The organism is Microbacterium sp. LTA6, from assembly GCF_045690355.1.
In the GTDB taxonomy this organism is placed as follows: Bacteria; Actinomycetota; Actinomycetes; order Actinomycetales; family Microbacteriaceae; genus Microbacterium.
This window is the reverse complement of the sequence record NZ_CP147855.1, coordinates 89,711-103,752: the sequence shown is the minus strand read 5'-3', so window position 1 is coordinate 103,752 and position 14,042 is coordinate 89,711. Positions and strand designations below refer to the sequence as shown.

Genomic DNA, 14,042 nt, shown 5'->3' with positions numbered 1-14,042 from the left:
CGGGACCTCGATCTAGAAGGGGTACTTCGACCGTACTTCCTGTGAAGACGGATTCTGTGGGTCGGCTGAGTGGTCAGCTTCGGCCGTACTTGCGGTGCGCAGCCTGTTTCGTCACGCCGAGCGCGCTCGCGATCGCCTGCCAGGAGTACCCCGCATTGCGCGCGCGGCGCACCTGGGCTTCCTCGCTGCGCGCGATCTCCTGCCGGGCGCCGGCGAGCCGATGCAGTTCGGCCAGGGGCTCGCCCCCGTCTTCCTGTGCGATCGCGGTCTGCAAAGTCATGAGTGGACCTCCTGCGTCAATACTTGTTGACTCAGGAGCTTTTGTCAACAGAGGTTGACTTCACGTGTCTCAAAGAGCGCAAAGGGCTGCATTTCGCGACGAAATGCAGCCCTTTGCGCTCCTTGAAGGGAACGGGGAGCTACAGCTCGACCGCGGCAGCGAGCCCGAGGTCCTCCTCGTAGTCGATGTCCTTCGTCTCCGGCGCGAAGATCAGCGCGATGAACGTCAACACGGCCATCGCCGACAGGTAGAAGCCGACCAGCCACGGCTCACCGCCGGCTGCGGCCCACAGGGCGACGGCGATGATCGGCGCCACCGCGGCACCGAGGATCGACGAGACGTTGTAGGAGATCGCTGAGCCGGTGTAGCGGACGTTCGTGGGGAAGAGCTCGGGCAGCATGGCCCCCATCGGCCCGAAGGTCGCACCCATCAGCAGGAAGCCGACGATGAGGAAGATCTGCGTCATCGTTGCGGTGAGGGCCGGTGTCGCCTGCGGCAGGAGGAAGAAGTTGAACGTGAGTCCGAAGAGCACGATCGCACCTGTGACGCCCAGCAGGAGTTTGCGGCGGCCGATCCGATCGGCGAGCGGACCGCTGACGAGCGTGAAGATACCGAAGAACACCACACCCACGATCTGCATCAGCACGAAGTCGGTATAGCCGAATCCGAGTCCGGGATAGAACTGATCGGCGAACGCGGCGGCGTCGAAGTCCTTGCCCGCTGCCTCGGCGGCGGCTTGGGCTGCGGCGGATGCCGTGTCGAGCGAAGCCGCCTTGGTGCCGTAGCTGAGGGTGAAGTTCGTCATCAGGTAGAACAGCACGTACGTGGCCAGCATGATGAATGTGCCGAGGATGAGGTGCCACCAGTGGTGCCGGAAGACGGTGGCGAGCGGGAGTTTGCGGATCGCGCCCTTCTCGGTCGCCTTCGTGAAGGTCTCGGATTCCACGAGCTTCAGACGCACCCACAGGCCGATGATGACCATGACGGCGGAGAAGAGGAACGGGATCCGCCAGCCCCATGCGAGGAAGGCTTCGGACTTCAGCGCCGGATTCTCACCGTGCGGCAACAGCCAGTTGATGGCGAGGAAGATCCCGTTGGCGATGATGAATCCCAGCGGTGCGCCGAGCTGGGGGAAGGTGCCGTACCAGGCGCGTTTGCCCTTCGGCGCGTTCTCGGTGGCGACCAGCGCCGCGCCCGACCATTCGCCGCCGAGCGCGAATCCCTGCGCCAGGCGCAGAATCAGCAGCAGAAGAGCTGCGACCCAGCCGATCTGCTGGAACGTCGGGAGCAGCCCGATGATGAAAGTCGCGATGCCCATCGTGAGCAGGGAGGCGACGAGCGTCGCCTTGCGACCGAACTTGTCGCCGAAATGTCCGAAGACCATCGCGCCGATCGGGCGCGCCACCATCGCGGCGCCGAACACCGCGAACGAGGCAAGAAGGGATGTGGTGTCGTTCCCGGTCGGGAAGAACAGCACGGGGAACACGAGCACGGCTGCCGTCGCGTAGGCGTAGAAGTCGTAGAACTCGATGGTCGTGCCGACCAGACTCGCCGTGATGACCCGTGAGCGCGGGTTCGCGGGCGCTGTTGCAGTGCTCAAGAGTGCTCCTCCGATCGTCGCTCCGTGCGGAGCACGTGGGAGTTTACGCCTTCCTGAACGTCAGCTGTGCGAACCCGGCGCGCGTCATTCCTCCGTGTCGCCCAGAGAGAGCTCCGCGACGAAACCAGCGCGCGGCGCGAGCAGCTGGTCGAGTTCGAGAACGACCAGCCGGTTCGTGCCGGCCTTCGTCGCCGGCGACGGGACGTACATCGTGCGCTGCGGTCCGTTGCGCCAGTAGCGGCCGAGGAAGAAGCCGTTCACGAACGCGTAGCCCTTGCCCCAGCATGAGATGTCCAGGAACAGATCCGAAGAGGATTCCAGCGTGAACTCGCTCGTCCATGCGTTGGCTCCGGCGACGGCGGGAGCCTCTCCTGCGCGTTCGGCGACGTCGGCAGCGATGCTCGCGACATCGAGTGGCGTTGCGCGCCAGCCATGCAGCGGCACATCGTCGAGAGTCGGGGTGCCGATCAGGCCCTTCTCCTCGCCGAGGCGCTGGCCGTAGTTCACGCGACCCTGATCCTCGACGAGGATGCTGAGGGTGTGCCCGGCAGGAATCGAGATCGCCCGGTCGTGACGCATCCGCGAGAGGGTTCCGACGTTCTGGCCGTCGACGCTGACCCAGCCGATGTCGCGGACGCCGTCGATCCGGAGCACGCCACCCGCGGAGTCCGGCAGATCGATGTCATAGCGGATGAGGGAGCTGAGGTGATTCAGGTCGTCGAAGGTCGCCGGGGCGTCGGTGGGCGCAGCGGATGCCGTGGCATCGGTCCACGCGCCCGATGGGGTGAGCGGCACGGTGAACACCGGTGCCGCTGCGGGCTGTTCGGGCAGGTCATCCGGCACGGGGGCGTACTTCTCTATCACGTCACGGAACGCGAAGAACTTCGCGGTGGGGTTGCCCGCCTCGTCGAGGGGAGCGTCGTAGTCGTACGACGTGGCCAGCGGAAGGTAACGGCCTTTGTGATTCGCGCCGTTCGTGAGGCCGAAGTTCGTGCCGCCGTGGACCATGTAGATGTTCACCGAGGCTCCGGCGGCGAGGAGAGCATCGAGCTCTTCCGCGGCGACGGCCACATCGGTGGTGTGGTGCACACCGCCCCACCAGTCGAACCAGCCGTCCCAGAACTCGGAGCACATCAGCGGGCCGGTCGGCTGGTGCCTGCGAAGGGTCGCCAGGCGCTCGTTGCTGCGTGAGCCGAACGAGCCGGTCCGATGAAGGCCGGGAAGGCTGCCATCGTCGAGCATCTGGTCGATGGGCTGGTCGACTGTGGTGAGCGGAACGGTGATGCCGGCGTCCCGGGTGACCTCGACGAGCGCCTCGAGGTAAGCCTTGTCGGAACCGTACGCTCCGTACTCGTTCTCGATCTGCACGAGCACCACGGGTCCGCCGTGATCGATCTGGCGCGGGGCGACGATCTCATACACGCGGCGCAGGTAAGCGCTGACTTCGGCGAGATATGCCGGCTCGGAGGAGCGCAGCTCGCGGCCCGCTCCGGTGAGCCAGGTCGGCAGCCCGCCGTTGTGCCATTCCGCGCAGATGTAGGGACCGGGGCGCACGATGGCATCCATGCCCTCGGCATGCACGAGGTCGAGGAACCGGCCGAGATCGTTCCAGCCGCTCGCGTCCCATTCCCCTCGTCGCGGCTCGTGAGCGTTCCACGCGACGTAGGTCTCGATCGTGTTGAGACCCATCAACCGCGCCTTGCGGATGCGGTCCTGCCACTGATCCGGGTGCACGCGGAAGTAGTGGAGGGCGCCGGAGATCACGCGGTGGGGCCGGCCGTCACGGAGGAAGTCGGACTCGCCGATGGAGAAGGAGGTCACGTTGTAGTGCTTTCGATCATGGTGGGGCGGGCGGGATCGAATCCCGCCCGCCCGGTTCGGAGGTTACTTGTTGACGGTGAAGCCCTGCGCGTTGCCGTATTCGGCGAGCGCATCCTGCCAGGCGGCGAGACCCTCGTTCAGGTCGGTGCCGTTCTGGTACGACTGACCGACGGTGTCGCCGAAGATGCTGTTCGCGTAGACCTGGTAGGGCAGGTAGCTCCAGTCCTCGACCACGTCGTCTGCAGCCCCGGCGAGAACTTCGTTGATCTTCTGGCCGCCGAAGTACTCGGGTGCGTCGCTGAGGAACTCCTCGCTGGACAGTTCGGCCGTCGTCGACGGGAAGCCGCCGCTCTCGAGGAAGATCGAGATGCTCTCCTCGGAGTTGTTCAGCCACCACAGGAAGCCGGCTGCGAGCTCCGGGTTCTTGCTCTGCGACGTGACAGCCTGGCCGCCGCCACCGTTCTCAGCGCTTGCTGCGGTGCCGTCGTAGGTCGGCATCGGTGCGACCCGCCAGTCTCCGGCGCCGTCGGGGGCTCCGGAGATGAGGTTGCCCGGCATCCAGGCTCCGATCACCAGGGTCGCGAGGCTGCCGTCGCCGAGGGCGCGGAACCACTCGTCGCTCCAGCTGCCGTAGGGAGCCAGGAGATCTTCCTCGACGAGGCGGTTCCAGTTCTCGGTCCACTTCTTGGTTCCGGCGTCCGCCAGGTCGAGCGTGACGTCGGTGCCCGACGTCTGGAACGGCTGTCCGCCGGCCTGCCAGATCATCGAGGTCGCGAAGCCCGCGTCGCCGATGTCGTTGGTGATGTACGCGGACGGGTTGGCGGCGTGGATCGTCTTGGCGGCCTCGTAGTACTCGTCCCAGGTGGTCGGTACGGCGACGCCAGCGGCGTCGAAGACGGCCTTGTTGTAGAACAGTGCCATGGGGCCGGAGTCCTGCGGCAGGCCGTAGATCGCGTCGCCGTCGGTGACGGAGTTCCAGGTGGAGGCGGTGTAGTCGTCCTCGAAGTCGGCGAAGCCGTACTGCGACAGATCGGCGAACGCGTCGGTGAGCGCGAACTGCGGGAAGGCGTAGTACTCGATCTGCACGACGTCAGGCGCGCCGGAGCCCGCCTTGATCGCGTTCTGCAGCTTGGTGTACTCCTCGTTGTTGGTACCCGCGTTGACGAGGTTCACCTTGACGTTCGGGTACTCCTTCTGGAACGCCTTGACCTGTGCCTCCGCAGAGGGGGTCCAGGACCAGTAGGTGATCTCGCCGCCGGTCTCGAGCGCCGCCTCGACGGAATCGAATGAGCCGTCGCCGCCGGTGCTGCCGTTGCCGTTATCGGTGCCCGCGCTGCAACCGGCGAGCGCCAGCGCCGCTACGGTTCCCGCTGCGAGCGCTGCAAGAGCGCGTCGGGCAGCGGGGGAAGGGAGGTGCTTCATTGCTGTGTCCTTTCGGGAGGGTACGGCCCTTCGGTGGGCCGCCGTTTTGGTGCAGGGGAGCGGCGCTACTGCTTGACGCTTCCCGCGGTGAGTCCTGACTGCCAGAAACGCTGCAGCAGCAGGAACGCGATGACGATCGGGATGATCGTGAGGAGGGATCCCATGATCACCAGGTTGTAGATCGGCTGGGATCCGGCACCGATGGCCTGGGCGCTCCACTGGTTCAGGCCGACGGTGAGGGGGTACCAGGCCGGGTCGGAGAGCATGATCAGGGGCAGGAAGTAGTTGTTCCAGGTCGCGACGACCGTGAAGAGGGCGACCGTCACGATGCCGGGAGCGAGCAGCCTCATCGAGATCGTGAAGAAGGTGCGGAACTCTCCGGCGCCGTCGATGCGCGCTGCCTCGAGCAGCTCGGTGGGGATCGACTCGGTGGCGAACACCCAGATCAGATACAGCCCGAACGGGCTGATCAGTGACGGGATGATGACGGCCCAGGGGGTGTTCGTGAGGCCGAGCTCGCTGAAGAGCAGGAACGTCGGGACCGCCAGTGCCGTACCGGGGACCGCGACCGCGCCGAGCACGATCGCGAAGACCGCACGGCGGCCGGGGAAGCGGTACTTGGCGAGTCCGTAGCCCGCCATCGTCGCGAGCAGTGTCGCACCGCCGGCGCCGACGACGACGTACAGGAGGGTGTTGCCGAGCCAGCGCAGGAAGATGCCGTCGCGGTAGGCGAACGTCGCGGCGAGGTTGTCGAAGAACGCGAAGTCGTCAGCGAACCACAGCCCGAACGAGCTGAAGAGGCCGGCCTGGGTCTTGGTCGCGCTGAACAGCAACCAGATCAGCGGCACGAGGGTGTACAGCGCGTAGATGACCATCACGAGAAGCAGCGTCTTGGACGAGCGCGGGTTCATCGCGTCGTGGCGCTTGCGTGGGGGGCGGGCAAGGGCGATGGCCATTTCAGCGCACCTCCGACTTCGAGCCGCGCAGCTGCACGACGTAGGCGATCACGGCCGTGATGACGCCCATGATGATGGCGATCGTCGCGGCGTAGTTGAACTGCTGCCCGGCGAACGAGAGGTTGTACGCGTACATGTTGGGCGTGAAGAACGTGGTGATCACGTTCGGGGCGAGCGGGCGCAGGATGTTCGGCTCGTTGAAGAGCTGGAAGCTGCCGATGATCGAGAAGATCGTGGCGATCACGAGCGCTCCGCGTACCGACGGGATCTTGATCGAGAAGATCGTGCGCCAGGCGCCGGCGCCGTCGAGGGAGGCCGCCTCGTACATGTCGGTGGGGATCGTCTTCAGCGAGGAGTAGAAGATGAGCATGTTGTAGCCCACGAACTCCCAGGTGACGATGTTGCCGATCGAGAGCAGCATCCATTCCTTGGCGAACGGTGTGAGCGCCTCGAATCCGAGGAAGTCGTTGACGTTGGCGGTGAGCCCGAACTGATCGCCGTAGATGTAGCCCCACATCAGGACTGCGACGACGGCGGGGACGGCATAGGGCAGGAAGATCAGGATGCGGAAGAAGGATGCTCCGCGCAGTCGCGCACTGTCGAGCGCGAGCGCGGCGCCGAGCGCGAGGGCGAGCATGATCGGCACCTGCACGACGAGGAACAGCACGACGCGGCCGAACGACTCCCAGAACTGGGGGTCGGTGAGGGCACGAGCGTAGTTCTCGAAGCCGACGAATGCGGTGCCGCCGATCAGCTTCTCCTGGAAGAAGCTGAGGTAGAGCGCGTAGGCGAGCGGGGTGAGGAACACCAGGGTGAACACGACCATGAACGGCCCGACGAATGCCCAGCCCTTCCAGTCGAGCTTCTCGCGGCGTCGGAGGCCGGGCGCTCCGAGGGCTGCGGTGATATCAGTCGTCATCGACGAGACCTTCTCTGAATCGGGGCGCCTGGTGCGCCGTGTGTCAACGTCAACATACGCGATGGAATGCTAGTGTGTCAACGTCAACACAGGATGGGTGGTCGATGGTGACAACGGAGACTCCGGACGAGCCGCAGCTGCGGCGTCGAGAGCCGTCCATGGAGGACGTGGCGCGCGAGGCCGGGGTGTCCGGTCAGACCGTTTCGCGGGTCGTCAACGCGCGCGGCTACGTCGGCGCGGCCACTCGCGTTCGGGTCGAAGACGCGATGCAGCGACTCGGCTACCGCCCGAACAGTGCAGCCAGGGCGCTGCGCTCCGGGCGCTTCCGGGCGATCGGCGTGATCATGTTCTCGTTCAACTCGTACGGCAACCAGCGAACGCTCGACGCGATCGCGGTCAGGGCTGCGCAGATGGGCTACGCGCTCACGTTGATCCCCGTGGAATCGAACGCGCAGGAGACCGTGGCCGGCGCGTTCCGCCGAATAGAAGAGCACGCCGTCGACGGCATCATCATCGTGATCGAGGCCCATCAGCTCGATGAGGCGGACGTCGAGATCCCCAACGGGCTGCCGGTGGTGCTCGTCGATTCGAACCGCGGCACGAGTCATCCGTTCGTCGACACCGATCAGGCGCAGGGCGCCCGGTTGGCGACGGAACATCTGCTCGACCTCGGACATGAGACGGTGTGGCATGTCACCGGGCCGACGAAATCGTACTCCGCCGAGCGCCGCCGGGATTCCTGGCGGTCGACGCTCGAATCACGAGGGCGGGTCGTGCCCGACGCGCTCCCCGGTGACTGGACGGCGGCATCCGGCTATCAGGCGGGGGTGCAGCTGCGTGACATCGAGGGTGTGACCGCGGTCTTTGCCGCGAACGACCAGATGGCGATCGGCGTCGTACGTGCGTTCCGCGAGATCGGACTCGACATCCCCGGCGACGTCAGCGTGGTCGGCTTCGACGGACTGCCGGATGCCGCACAGCTGTGGCCTCCGCTGACGACCGTGCAGCAGCATCCCGAGCGCGTCGGTGCGCTGGCGGTCGATACGCTCCTCGCCGAGCTCGACAGCGGGGAGCGCCCTCAGACCTCCCTTGTCGGCACCGAGCTCATCGTCAGGGAGAGCACGGCGCCGCCGCGGAAGAGCTGAGGGTCAACGCCAGAGCAGAGCGAGGGCGGCGTTGGTCACTGTGAGGATGCCGATGAGCCAGAACATCGCCGCGGGCACGGCCTTGCCGCGCTTCTGACGTCCGTAGCCGATGCCGACCAGTGCCCCGACGACGACCAGGATGCCGAACTTCACGCCGATCTTGACGTAGTTCAGGTCATGATCGAGGCCCCACGGAGCCGCCAACGCCAGACCGGCGAGTCCAGCGATCGCCAGGCCGTAGTCCATCATCTTCGTGATCTGCCGCTTGCCGCCGAAGGCCTCCACGGCCCACGATCCGAAGAGGACGGCGAAGCCGATGAGGTGGACGAGCAGGACGATCAGGCGCAGGGTCTCCATGCCCCTCACCGTACGCCAGCGGACTCATCCGCCGCCAGATAGGTGAGCCTCAGATTCAGCCGCGCAGTTCGCGGATGACGAGGGCGGTGCGCAGCGCAGCATCCGCAGCTTCAGCGCCCTTGTCCTCCTTCGAGCCCTCGAGGCCGGCGCGGTCGAGTCCCTGCTGCTCATCATCGAGGGTCAGCACGCCGAAACCGACCGGCTTGCCGGCATCCAGCGAGACGCGGGTGAGCCCGTCGGTCGTGGCTGCAGACACGTACTCGAAGTGCGGGGTGCCACCGCGGATGATCACGCCGAGGGCGACGACGGCGTCGGCTCCGCCGGCGAAGGCGGCCTGTGCGGCGACGGCCAACTCGAACGAACCGGGTACGCGCACGAGGCGGTGCGATGCCTTGGCGTCGTTCAGCACACGTTCAGCGCCGACGATGAGGGCCTCGCTGATGACCTCATGCCAGGTGCCGGCGATGATGACGACGTTCAGTCCGCGTCCGTCGATGTTGTCGGTGGCCGGTGCTCCTGCGCCGCTCATGAATTGCCCTTTCCGTTCGCGAGAGCCTCTGCGAGGTCCGCCTCGCCGATGATGTGACCCATGCGATCGCGCTTGGTCTCCAGGTACTGGTGGTTGTTCGGGCCGACGCCGACGATCAGGGGGACCTGTTCGATGACGTCGAGTCCGAGCTCACGGAGCTGCGTGACCTTGTCGGTGTTGTTCGTCAGCAGACGCACCTTCGAGATGCCCAGATCGCTGAGGATGCCGGCCGCCGCCGCGTACTCGCGGGCATCGGCGGGGAGGCCGAGGGCGAGGTTGGCGTCGACGGTGTCGAGCCCCTCTTCCTGCAGGCTGTAGGCGCGCAGCTTGTTGATGAGGCCGATGCCGCGCCCCTCGTGGCCGCGCATGTAGATCACGACGCCGCCGTGCTCGTCGATCTCGTCGAGTGCGGCATCCAGCTGAGGACCGCACTCGCACTTCAGGGAGCCGAAGGCCTCTCCGGTCAGGCACTCGGAGTGCACGCGCACCAGCGCCGTCTCGGTCGGTTCGCCCGAGACGACGGCGATGTGGTCGGTGCCGGTCACGCGGTCCTTGTACGCGAGGAAGCGGAACGTGCCGTGAGTGGTCGGGACGGTGGCATCGGCGCGCAGGCTGACGCGACGGCTCTTGCGTTTGTGCGCCACCTCGTCTCGCGGGTCGTGTTCGTTGAGATACGCGATGAGCTGCTCGATCGTGATCACCGGGATGCCGTCGCGTTCGCCGAGCTCGATCAGTCCCGGCATGCGCATCATGCTGCCGTCCTCGGCGACGACCTCGGCGATGGCGCCGACCGGACGGAGCCCGGCGAGGCGCATCAGTTCGACGGCGGCCTCGGTGTGACCGCTGCGCTCGCGCACGCCGCCGTCGACGGCGCGGAGCGGCAGGACGTGACCGGGGCGGATGATGCTGGTCGGCGTCGACGCCGGATTCGCGAGCACGTTCAGCGTGTGCGCCCGATCCGAAGCGCTGATGCCGGTCGTCACGCCTTCCGCGGCATCCACACTCACCGTGTACGCGGTGGAGCGGGAGTCCTCATTGGACTCCACCATCGGCTGCAGGTTCAGGCTGTCTGCGAGATCCGCGGGCATCGGCGCGCAGATGAAGCCCGACGACCAGCGCACCGTCCACGCCACCCATTCCGGGGTGGCGAGTTCGGCTGAGAGGATGACGTCGCCCTCGTTCTCGCGGTTCTCATCGTCGGCGACGAGGACGGGGCGTCCGGCGCGCAGCGCGTTGAGCGCCTCGGGGATGGTGGCAAGGCTCATCGCGAGCCTCCTTCCTGTGCAGACCGGAAGGCGAGCAGGCGCTCGACGTGCCGGGCGAGGATGTCGGTTTCGAGATTGACGCGGTCGCCGACCGCGCGCGAGCCGAGTGTGGTCGCGACGAGGGTCTCCGGGATGAGGGAGACCTCGAACCAGGCTTCGGGCGTCGGGGGCGAGCTGACCGCGCTCACGGTGAGAGAGGTGCCGTCGACGGAGATCGACCCCTTGTCGACGACGAGCGGCGCGAGATCGGCGGGGAGGCTGATCCGCAGCACGCTCCACTGGGCGCCGGGGCGCACCTCGAGCACGACGCCCGTTCCGTCGACGTGCCCTTGAACGATGTGTCCGCCGAGTCGCGCGCCGACCGGCATCGCCTTCTCGATGTTGACGCGGGTCCCGACCGTTGCTCCGCCGATCGCGGCGACGTCGAGCGTCTGCTTCATCACGTCGGTGTCGAACGTCTCTGCCGTCGATCCCACGACGGTGAGGCACACGCCGGAGACGGCGATCGACTCGCCGTGCACCGCGTCCGCAGCTGCCTTCGGAGCCCGAACGGTCAGTCTCCAGCCGTCGCCGGCCGGTGCGATGGCGGTGATCTCGCCGATCTCTTCGATGATTCCGGTGAACATCAGCTGGCTCCTTCGTTCTCGTTCTTGTCCTCGCCGGAGGATGGCGTCGGGTGACCGACCGCCAGCACGTCGGCGCCGAGCGGCAACCACTCGTCGATCGTCAGGCGACGAGCCGCGGCGATCGTCGGGACGGCGATGTCGGTGAGCGCGAGGCGATGGCCGCCGAGCAGCACCGGTGCGAGGTAGACGAGAACCTGATCGACCAGGTCGGCCGCGATGAACGCGCTGGCGAGCGTCGGTCCGCCCTCGATGAACACTTTCTGGATGCCGCGGGCATGCAGATCTGCGACGACGGCGTGCAGATCCCTGGTGTCGTAGAACAGGGGCTGGTGCGGGTGGCGGCGCAGTGCGGCGTCTGCCGGAGTGGTGCGTGAGCCGATGACGACGGGGACCGGCTGGTTCGGGTGGAGCGTCTCGCCGATGCGCGCGGTGAGGGCGGGGTCGTCGGCGATGACCGTGCCGGTGCCGACCACGATCGCGTCGGCCTCGGAACGTCGCCGGTGCACGTCGGCGCGGGCGGCAGAGCCCGTGATCCATTGACTCGTGCCGTCATCGGCGGCGGCACGCCCGTCGAGGCTCTGCGCCCACTTCACCGTGATCTGCGGCCGTCCGAGTCGCTGAGCGGTCAGCCAGTCGGCGATGAGATCGCGAGCGGCATCGGCCTGCTCACCGGCATCCACAGACACACCGGCGTCGCGAAGTCTCTCCGCTCCACCGCCGGATTCGGCGCCGGGATCGGCTGCGGCGTAGACGACACGGGAGATGCCCGCCTCGATGAGGGCGACGGAGCAGGGGCCGGTGCGCCCGGTGTGGTTGCAGGGTTCGAGCGTGACGACAGCGGTCGCTCCGCGAGCGGCACCGGGTGCGAGATGGGAGAGGGCATCGACCTCGGCGTGCGGCGTGCCCGCGCCGTGGTGCCAGCCCTCGGCGAGGACTTCGCCTGTGGGGGAGAGGATGACGGCGCCGACCTGCGGGTTCGCGCCGCGGGGGCCGAGGGAGGCGAGTTCGAGCGCGCGACTCATCGCCGTGCGTTCTGCCTCGTTCACTGCCATCCGTCTGTCCTTCGATGAGGCTCCGGGGGTGGCAGAAGACGCGCTGGCGCCTCGTGCTGCCTCCCATCCGGACTAGCGAGGTCTCCCTCGCATCACCGTCGGTCCCGGAATTTCACCGGGTCAGCGCCTCGGTTTCCCTCGACGCTCGCGGACTGTCACCGCCGGTTCGGATTCTCACCGACCCCGGAGCACGTTGTTGCTCTGAGTGTAGTCAACGCGTCTGAATGGATTTCATTCCCGGTATCGCGGTCATTTCAGCAGTCGTGACAGTCGGCGGTCGGCCAGAGGCTTGCCGCCGGTCTGGCACGTGGGGCAGTACTCGAGTGAGCGGTCGGCGAAGAACACACTGCGCACGGTGTCTCCGCAGACGGGGCATGTCTCGCCCCTGCGGGCGTGCACCTGCATGCCTCGACGTTTGGCGTCCTTGAGGTCGGCCGGTGGTTTTCCGGATGCTTCGGCCACCGCATCCCGCAGAGTGGTCTGCATCGCTGCGAAGAGGCGTTCGACCTCTTCGGCATTCAGCTTCCCGGCGTTGGCGTATGGCGACATACGAGCCGCATGCAGGATCTCGTCGGAGTAGGCGTTGCCGATGCCGGCGATGACCGACTGGTCTCGCAGCAGTCCTTTGATCTGTGTCCGGCGACCCTCGAGCAGCCCTGCGAAGACGTCGAGGGTGAAGCTCGGATCGAGGGGGTCGGGTCCGAGTCGAGCGATCCCCGGAACGTCTTGCGGGTCGCGCACCACGTACACGGCGAGCGACTTCTTCGTGCCGGCTTCGGTGAGGTCGAAGCCGCTGCCGTCGTCGAGCGCGACGCGCAACGCGATCGGCGACTTCCCCGGCCTGATCAGCGTGGTGGGCACGGTCTCGTACCAGCGCAACCAGCCGGCCTTGGCGAGGTGGAAGGCGAGATGCAGGTCGCCTGCACAGGACAGCACGACGAACTTGCCCAGGCGCGTGGATGCGGTGATCTCGGCATTCTGCAGCGCGGTGATCGGCGGATCGTAGGTCTTCAGCGCGGAGATCGCGGAGACGGTCGCGCGAGAGATCGTGCGCCCGACGGCGCGCTCGCCGAGGAAATCGGTCAGGCCCTGGACTTCCGGCATCTCCGGCATGGATTCATCTTGTCATCGGCATCCGACACTGTCACCCGGTCTGTGCGCCCTCGGCATCCTGGGGCCCATAAGGACTGGGCCGGGTCGCTCGCCCACCGGGGATCCTCGGGTCCTGGCGCCTGCGCGCTCAGCTTTCCGGCGACACGATCGCGCGGAGCGCGGCGACGTGCGCCGCGTAGGCGCCACCTCCCCGCGCGGTCAGTCTGACCCATGTGCGTTGCCTGCCGAACGTCGCGGCCTTGTGGATCGACACATAATCCGCCTCGGCGAGAACCTTCAGATGCTTGCTCACGACAGAGTCGGCGACGCCGAGCGCATCCCGAAGCGCCGCGAACTCGACCTCGCCAGGGATCGCATCGAGCATCGCGAGGATGCGCAGACGCTGCGGCGCGTGCACGATCTCATCGAACTGCGGCTCCGTCACGGTGTGACCCGAGACGCTTCCCACCGGCGATTGAGGATGGCAGAGCCGAGGCCGGCGGCGATGCCTCCGGCGAGGGCGGTGAGGAGGATGGTCCAGGAGGGGCGTTCCGCGAGGTGCAGCGCCGCGGCCGCGAGCACCGGCAAGGCGGCGAGTACCGCTGCCCACGCCCAGAGCCACGCAGGCCATGCCCGGCCAGGCACAGAGGTGCCCGTCACTCGGCGGTGCGCGCCGATCACGGCCAGGTCGGCCACGAGCACGCCGAGAATCGCGGGCAGGAACCACCACGTGCCCGTTCCGAGGCCGACGATGAGAACGAGGAGGGCGACGAGTGCGCCGACCAACCAGAAGTACCAGCGTGGAGTGCGGATGCGCCGAACGATCGACGCGCGCGCCTCGGCTATCGAGCCGAGATCGCCTGCGGAGGGATGACCTTCTGTTTCCATGATGGAAAGTTTCACACTTTCCATCATGGAAAACAAGCGTGTGGGGAACGAGCGCGCCATCTTCCGGTCGTACCGCGTGCGACATCGCGG

The 14,042-nt window shown here is 66.9% G+C and carries 15 protein-coding genes and 1 riboswitch; of the genes, 1 reads left to right on the top strand and 14 read right to left on the bottom strand.

Translation table 11 applies throughout. The features are described from left to right. Window positions 1-73: 73 nt before the first annotated feature. From LTA6_RS00530 to LTA6_RS00505, 6 genes are all read right to left on the bottom strand, one after another. Entirely contained in the window at window positions 74-280 is a 207-nt protein-coding gene (locus LTA6_RS00530) for an AsnC family protein (RefSeq protein WP_341975483.1), read from the bottom strand. A gap of 139 nt (window positions 281-419) precedes the next feature. Beyond that, a complete protein-coding gene (locus LTA6_RS00525) occupies window positions 420-1,880 on the bottom strand; it encodes an MFS transporter (RefSeq protein WP_341975482.1) in 1,461 nt (486 codons plus the stop codon). Window positions 1,881-1,964: 84 nt separating this feature from the next. After that, window positions 1,965-3,701 carry a beta-galactosidase family protein gene (locus LTA6_RS00520; RefSeq protein WP_341975481.1) on the bottom strand — a complete coding sequence of 579 codons (1,737 nt, stop codon included), beginning with the start codon at window positions 3,699-3,701 and terminating at the stop codon, window positions 1,965-1,967. A gap of 63 nt (window positions 3,702-3,764) precedes the next feature. Further along, complete coding sequence (locus LTA6_RS00515) at window positions 3,765-5,123, bottom strand: sugar ABC transporter substrate-binding protein (RefSeq protein WP_341975480.1); 1,359 nt, start codon at window positions 5,121-5,123, stop codon at window positions 3,765-3,767. A 65-nt stretch (window positions 5,124-5,188) separates the two neighbouring features. Next, a complete protein-coding gene (locus tag LTA6_RS00510; RefSeq protein WP_341978494.1) occupies window positions 5,189-6,034 on the bottom strand; it encodes a carbohydrate ABC transporter permease in 846 nt (281 codons plus the stop codon). 46 nt (window positions 6,035-6,080) lie between these two features. Next, entirely contained in the window at window positions 6,081-6,998 is a 918-nt protein-coding gene (locus LTA6_RS00505; RefSeq protein WP_341975479.1) for a sugar ABC transporter permease, read from the bottom strand. Between the two features lie 158 nt (window positions 6,999-7,156). Here LTA6_RS00505 and LTA6_RS00500 point away from each other — a divergent pair, with 158 nt between their 5' ends. Then, entirely contained in the window at window positions 7,157-8,143 is a 987-nt protein-coding gene (locus LTA6_RS00500) for a LacI family DNA-binding transcriptional regulator (RefSeq protein ID WP_341978491.1), read from the top strand. A 3-nt stretch (window positions 8,144-8,146) separates the two neighbouring features. On the opposite strand, the gene LTA6_RS00495 is transcribed toward LTA6_RS00500, so the two are convergent. From LTA6_RS00495 to LTA6_RS00460, 8 genes are all read right to left on the bottom strand, one after another. Beyond that, window positions 8,147-8,500: a Fe-S protein gene (locus tag LTA6_RS00495; RefSeq protein WP_341975478.1), complete on the bottom strand. Its 354-nt coding sequence runs from the start codon at window positions 8,498-8,500 to the stop codon at window positions 8,147-8,149. Between the two features lie 55 nt (window positions 8,501-8,555). Further along, window positions 8,556-9,029: a 6,7-dimethyl-8-ribityllumazine synthase gene (gene ribH, locus LTA6_RS00490; RefSeq protein WP_341975477.1), complete on the bottom strand. Its 474-nt coding sequence runs from the start codon at window positions 9,027-9,029 to the stop codon at window positions 8,556-8,558. Beyond that, window positions 9,026-10,294, bottom strand: a complete 1,269-nt coding sequence (gene ribA / locus LTA6_RS00485; protein WP_341975476.1) for a GTP cyclohydrolase II — start codon at window positions 10,292-10,294, stop codon at window positions 9,026-9,028. The genes ribH and ribA overlap by 4 nt, the downstream gene beginning before the upstream one ends. Further along, entirely contained in the window at window positions 10,291-10,920 is a 630-nt protein-coding gene (locus LTA6_RS00480) for a riboflavin synthase (protein ID WP_341975475.1), read from the bottom strand. The genes ribA and LTA6_RS00480 overlap by 4 nt, the downstream gene beginning before the upstream one ends. Further along, the gene (ribD, locus tag LTA6_RS00475; RefSeq protein WP_341975474.1) at window positions 10,920-11,972 is read right to left on the bottom strand and encodes a bifunctional diaminohydroxyphosphoribosylaminopyrimidine deaminase/5-amino-6-(5-phosphoribosylamino)uracil reductase RibD; all 1,053 of its coding nucleotides are present in this window, start codon (window positions 11,970-11,972) and stop codon (window positions 10,920-10,922) included. Before ribD ends, LTA6_RS00480 begins: the two co-directional genes overlap by 1 nt. Before the next feature lie 50 nt (window positions 11,973-12,022). Then, a riboswitch (FMN riboswitch) is annotated at window positions 12,023-12,167 on the bottom strand. Window positions 12,168-12,221: 54 nt separating this feature from the next. Next, the gene (locus LTA6_RS00470) at window positions 12,222-13,085 is read right to left on the bottom strand and encodes a DNA-formamidopyrimidine glycosylase family protein (protein ID WP_341975473.1); all 864 of its coding nucleotides are present in this window, start codon (window positions 13,083-13,085) and stop codon (window positions 12,222-12,224) included. Between the two features lie 127 nt (window positions 13,086-13,212). After that, window positions 13,213-13,509 (bottom strand): transcriptional regulator, encoded by a 297-nt coding sequence (locus tag LTA6_RS00465; RefSeq protein WP_341975472.1) that lies wholly within the window; start codon window positions 13,507-13,509, stop codon window positions 13,213-13,215. Further along, window positions 13,506-13,952, bottom strand: coding sequence for a hypothetical protein (locus LTA6_RS00460; protein WP_341975471.1), 447 nt, complete (start codon window positions 13,950-13,952; stop codon window positions 13,506-13,508). Before LTA6_RS00460 ends, LTA6_RS00465 begins: the two co-directional genes overlap by 4 nt. Window positions 13,953-14,042 lie beyond the last annotated feature (90 nt).

Coding starts and splice junctions, on each gene's coding strand:
- ribA (WP_341975476.1), bottom strand. CDS start 10,294: ATGAGCCTTGCCACCATCCCCGAGGCGCTCAACGCGCTGCGCGCCGGA.
- LTA6_RS00480 (WP_341975475.1), bottom strand. CDS start 10,920: ATGTTCACCGGAATCATCGAAGAGATCGGCGAGATCACCGCCATCGCA.
- ribH (WP_341975477.1), bottom strand. CDS start 9,029: ATGAGCGGCGCAGGAGCACCGGCCACCGACAACATCGACGGACGCGGA.
- LTA6_RS00495 (WP_341975478.1), bottom strand. CDS start 8,500: ATGGAGACCCTGCGCCTGATCGTCCTGCTCGTCCACCTCATCGGCTTC.
- LTA6_RS00470 (WP_341975473.1), bottom strand. CDS start 13,085: ATGCCGGAGATGCCGGAAGTCCAGGGCCTGACCGATTTCCTCGGCGAG.
- LTA6_RS00500 (WP_341978491.1), top strand. CDS start 7,157: ATGGAGGACGTGGCGCGCGAGGCCGGGGTGTCCGGTCAGACCGTTTCG.
- ribD (WP_341975474.1), bottom strand. CDS start 11,972: ATGGCAGTGAACGAGGCAGAACGCACGGCGATGAGTCGCGCGCTCGAA.
- LTA6_RS00510 (WP_341978494.1), bottom strand. CDS start 6,034: ATGAACCCGCGCTCGTCCAAGACGCTGCTTCTCGTGATGGTCATCTAC.
- LTA6_RS00530 (WP_341975483.1), bottom strand. CDS start 280: ATGACTTTGCAGACCGCGATCGCACAGGAAGACGGGGGCGAGCCCCTG.
- LTA6_RS00515 (WP_341975480.1), bottom strand. CDS start 5,123: ATGAAGCACCTCCCTTCCCCCGCTGCCCGACGCGCTCTTGCAGCGCTC.
- LTA6_RS00460 (WP_341975471.1), bottom strand. CDS start 13,952: ATGGAAACAGAAGGTCATCCCTCCGCAGGCGATCTCGGCTCGATAGCC.
- LTA6_RS00505 (WP_341975479.1), bottom strand. CDS start 6,998: ATGACGACTGATATCACCGCAGCCCTCGGAGCGCCCGGCCTCCGACGC.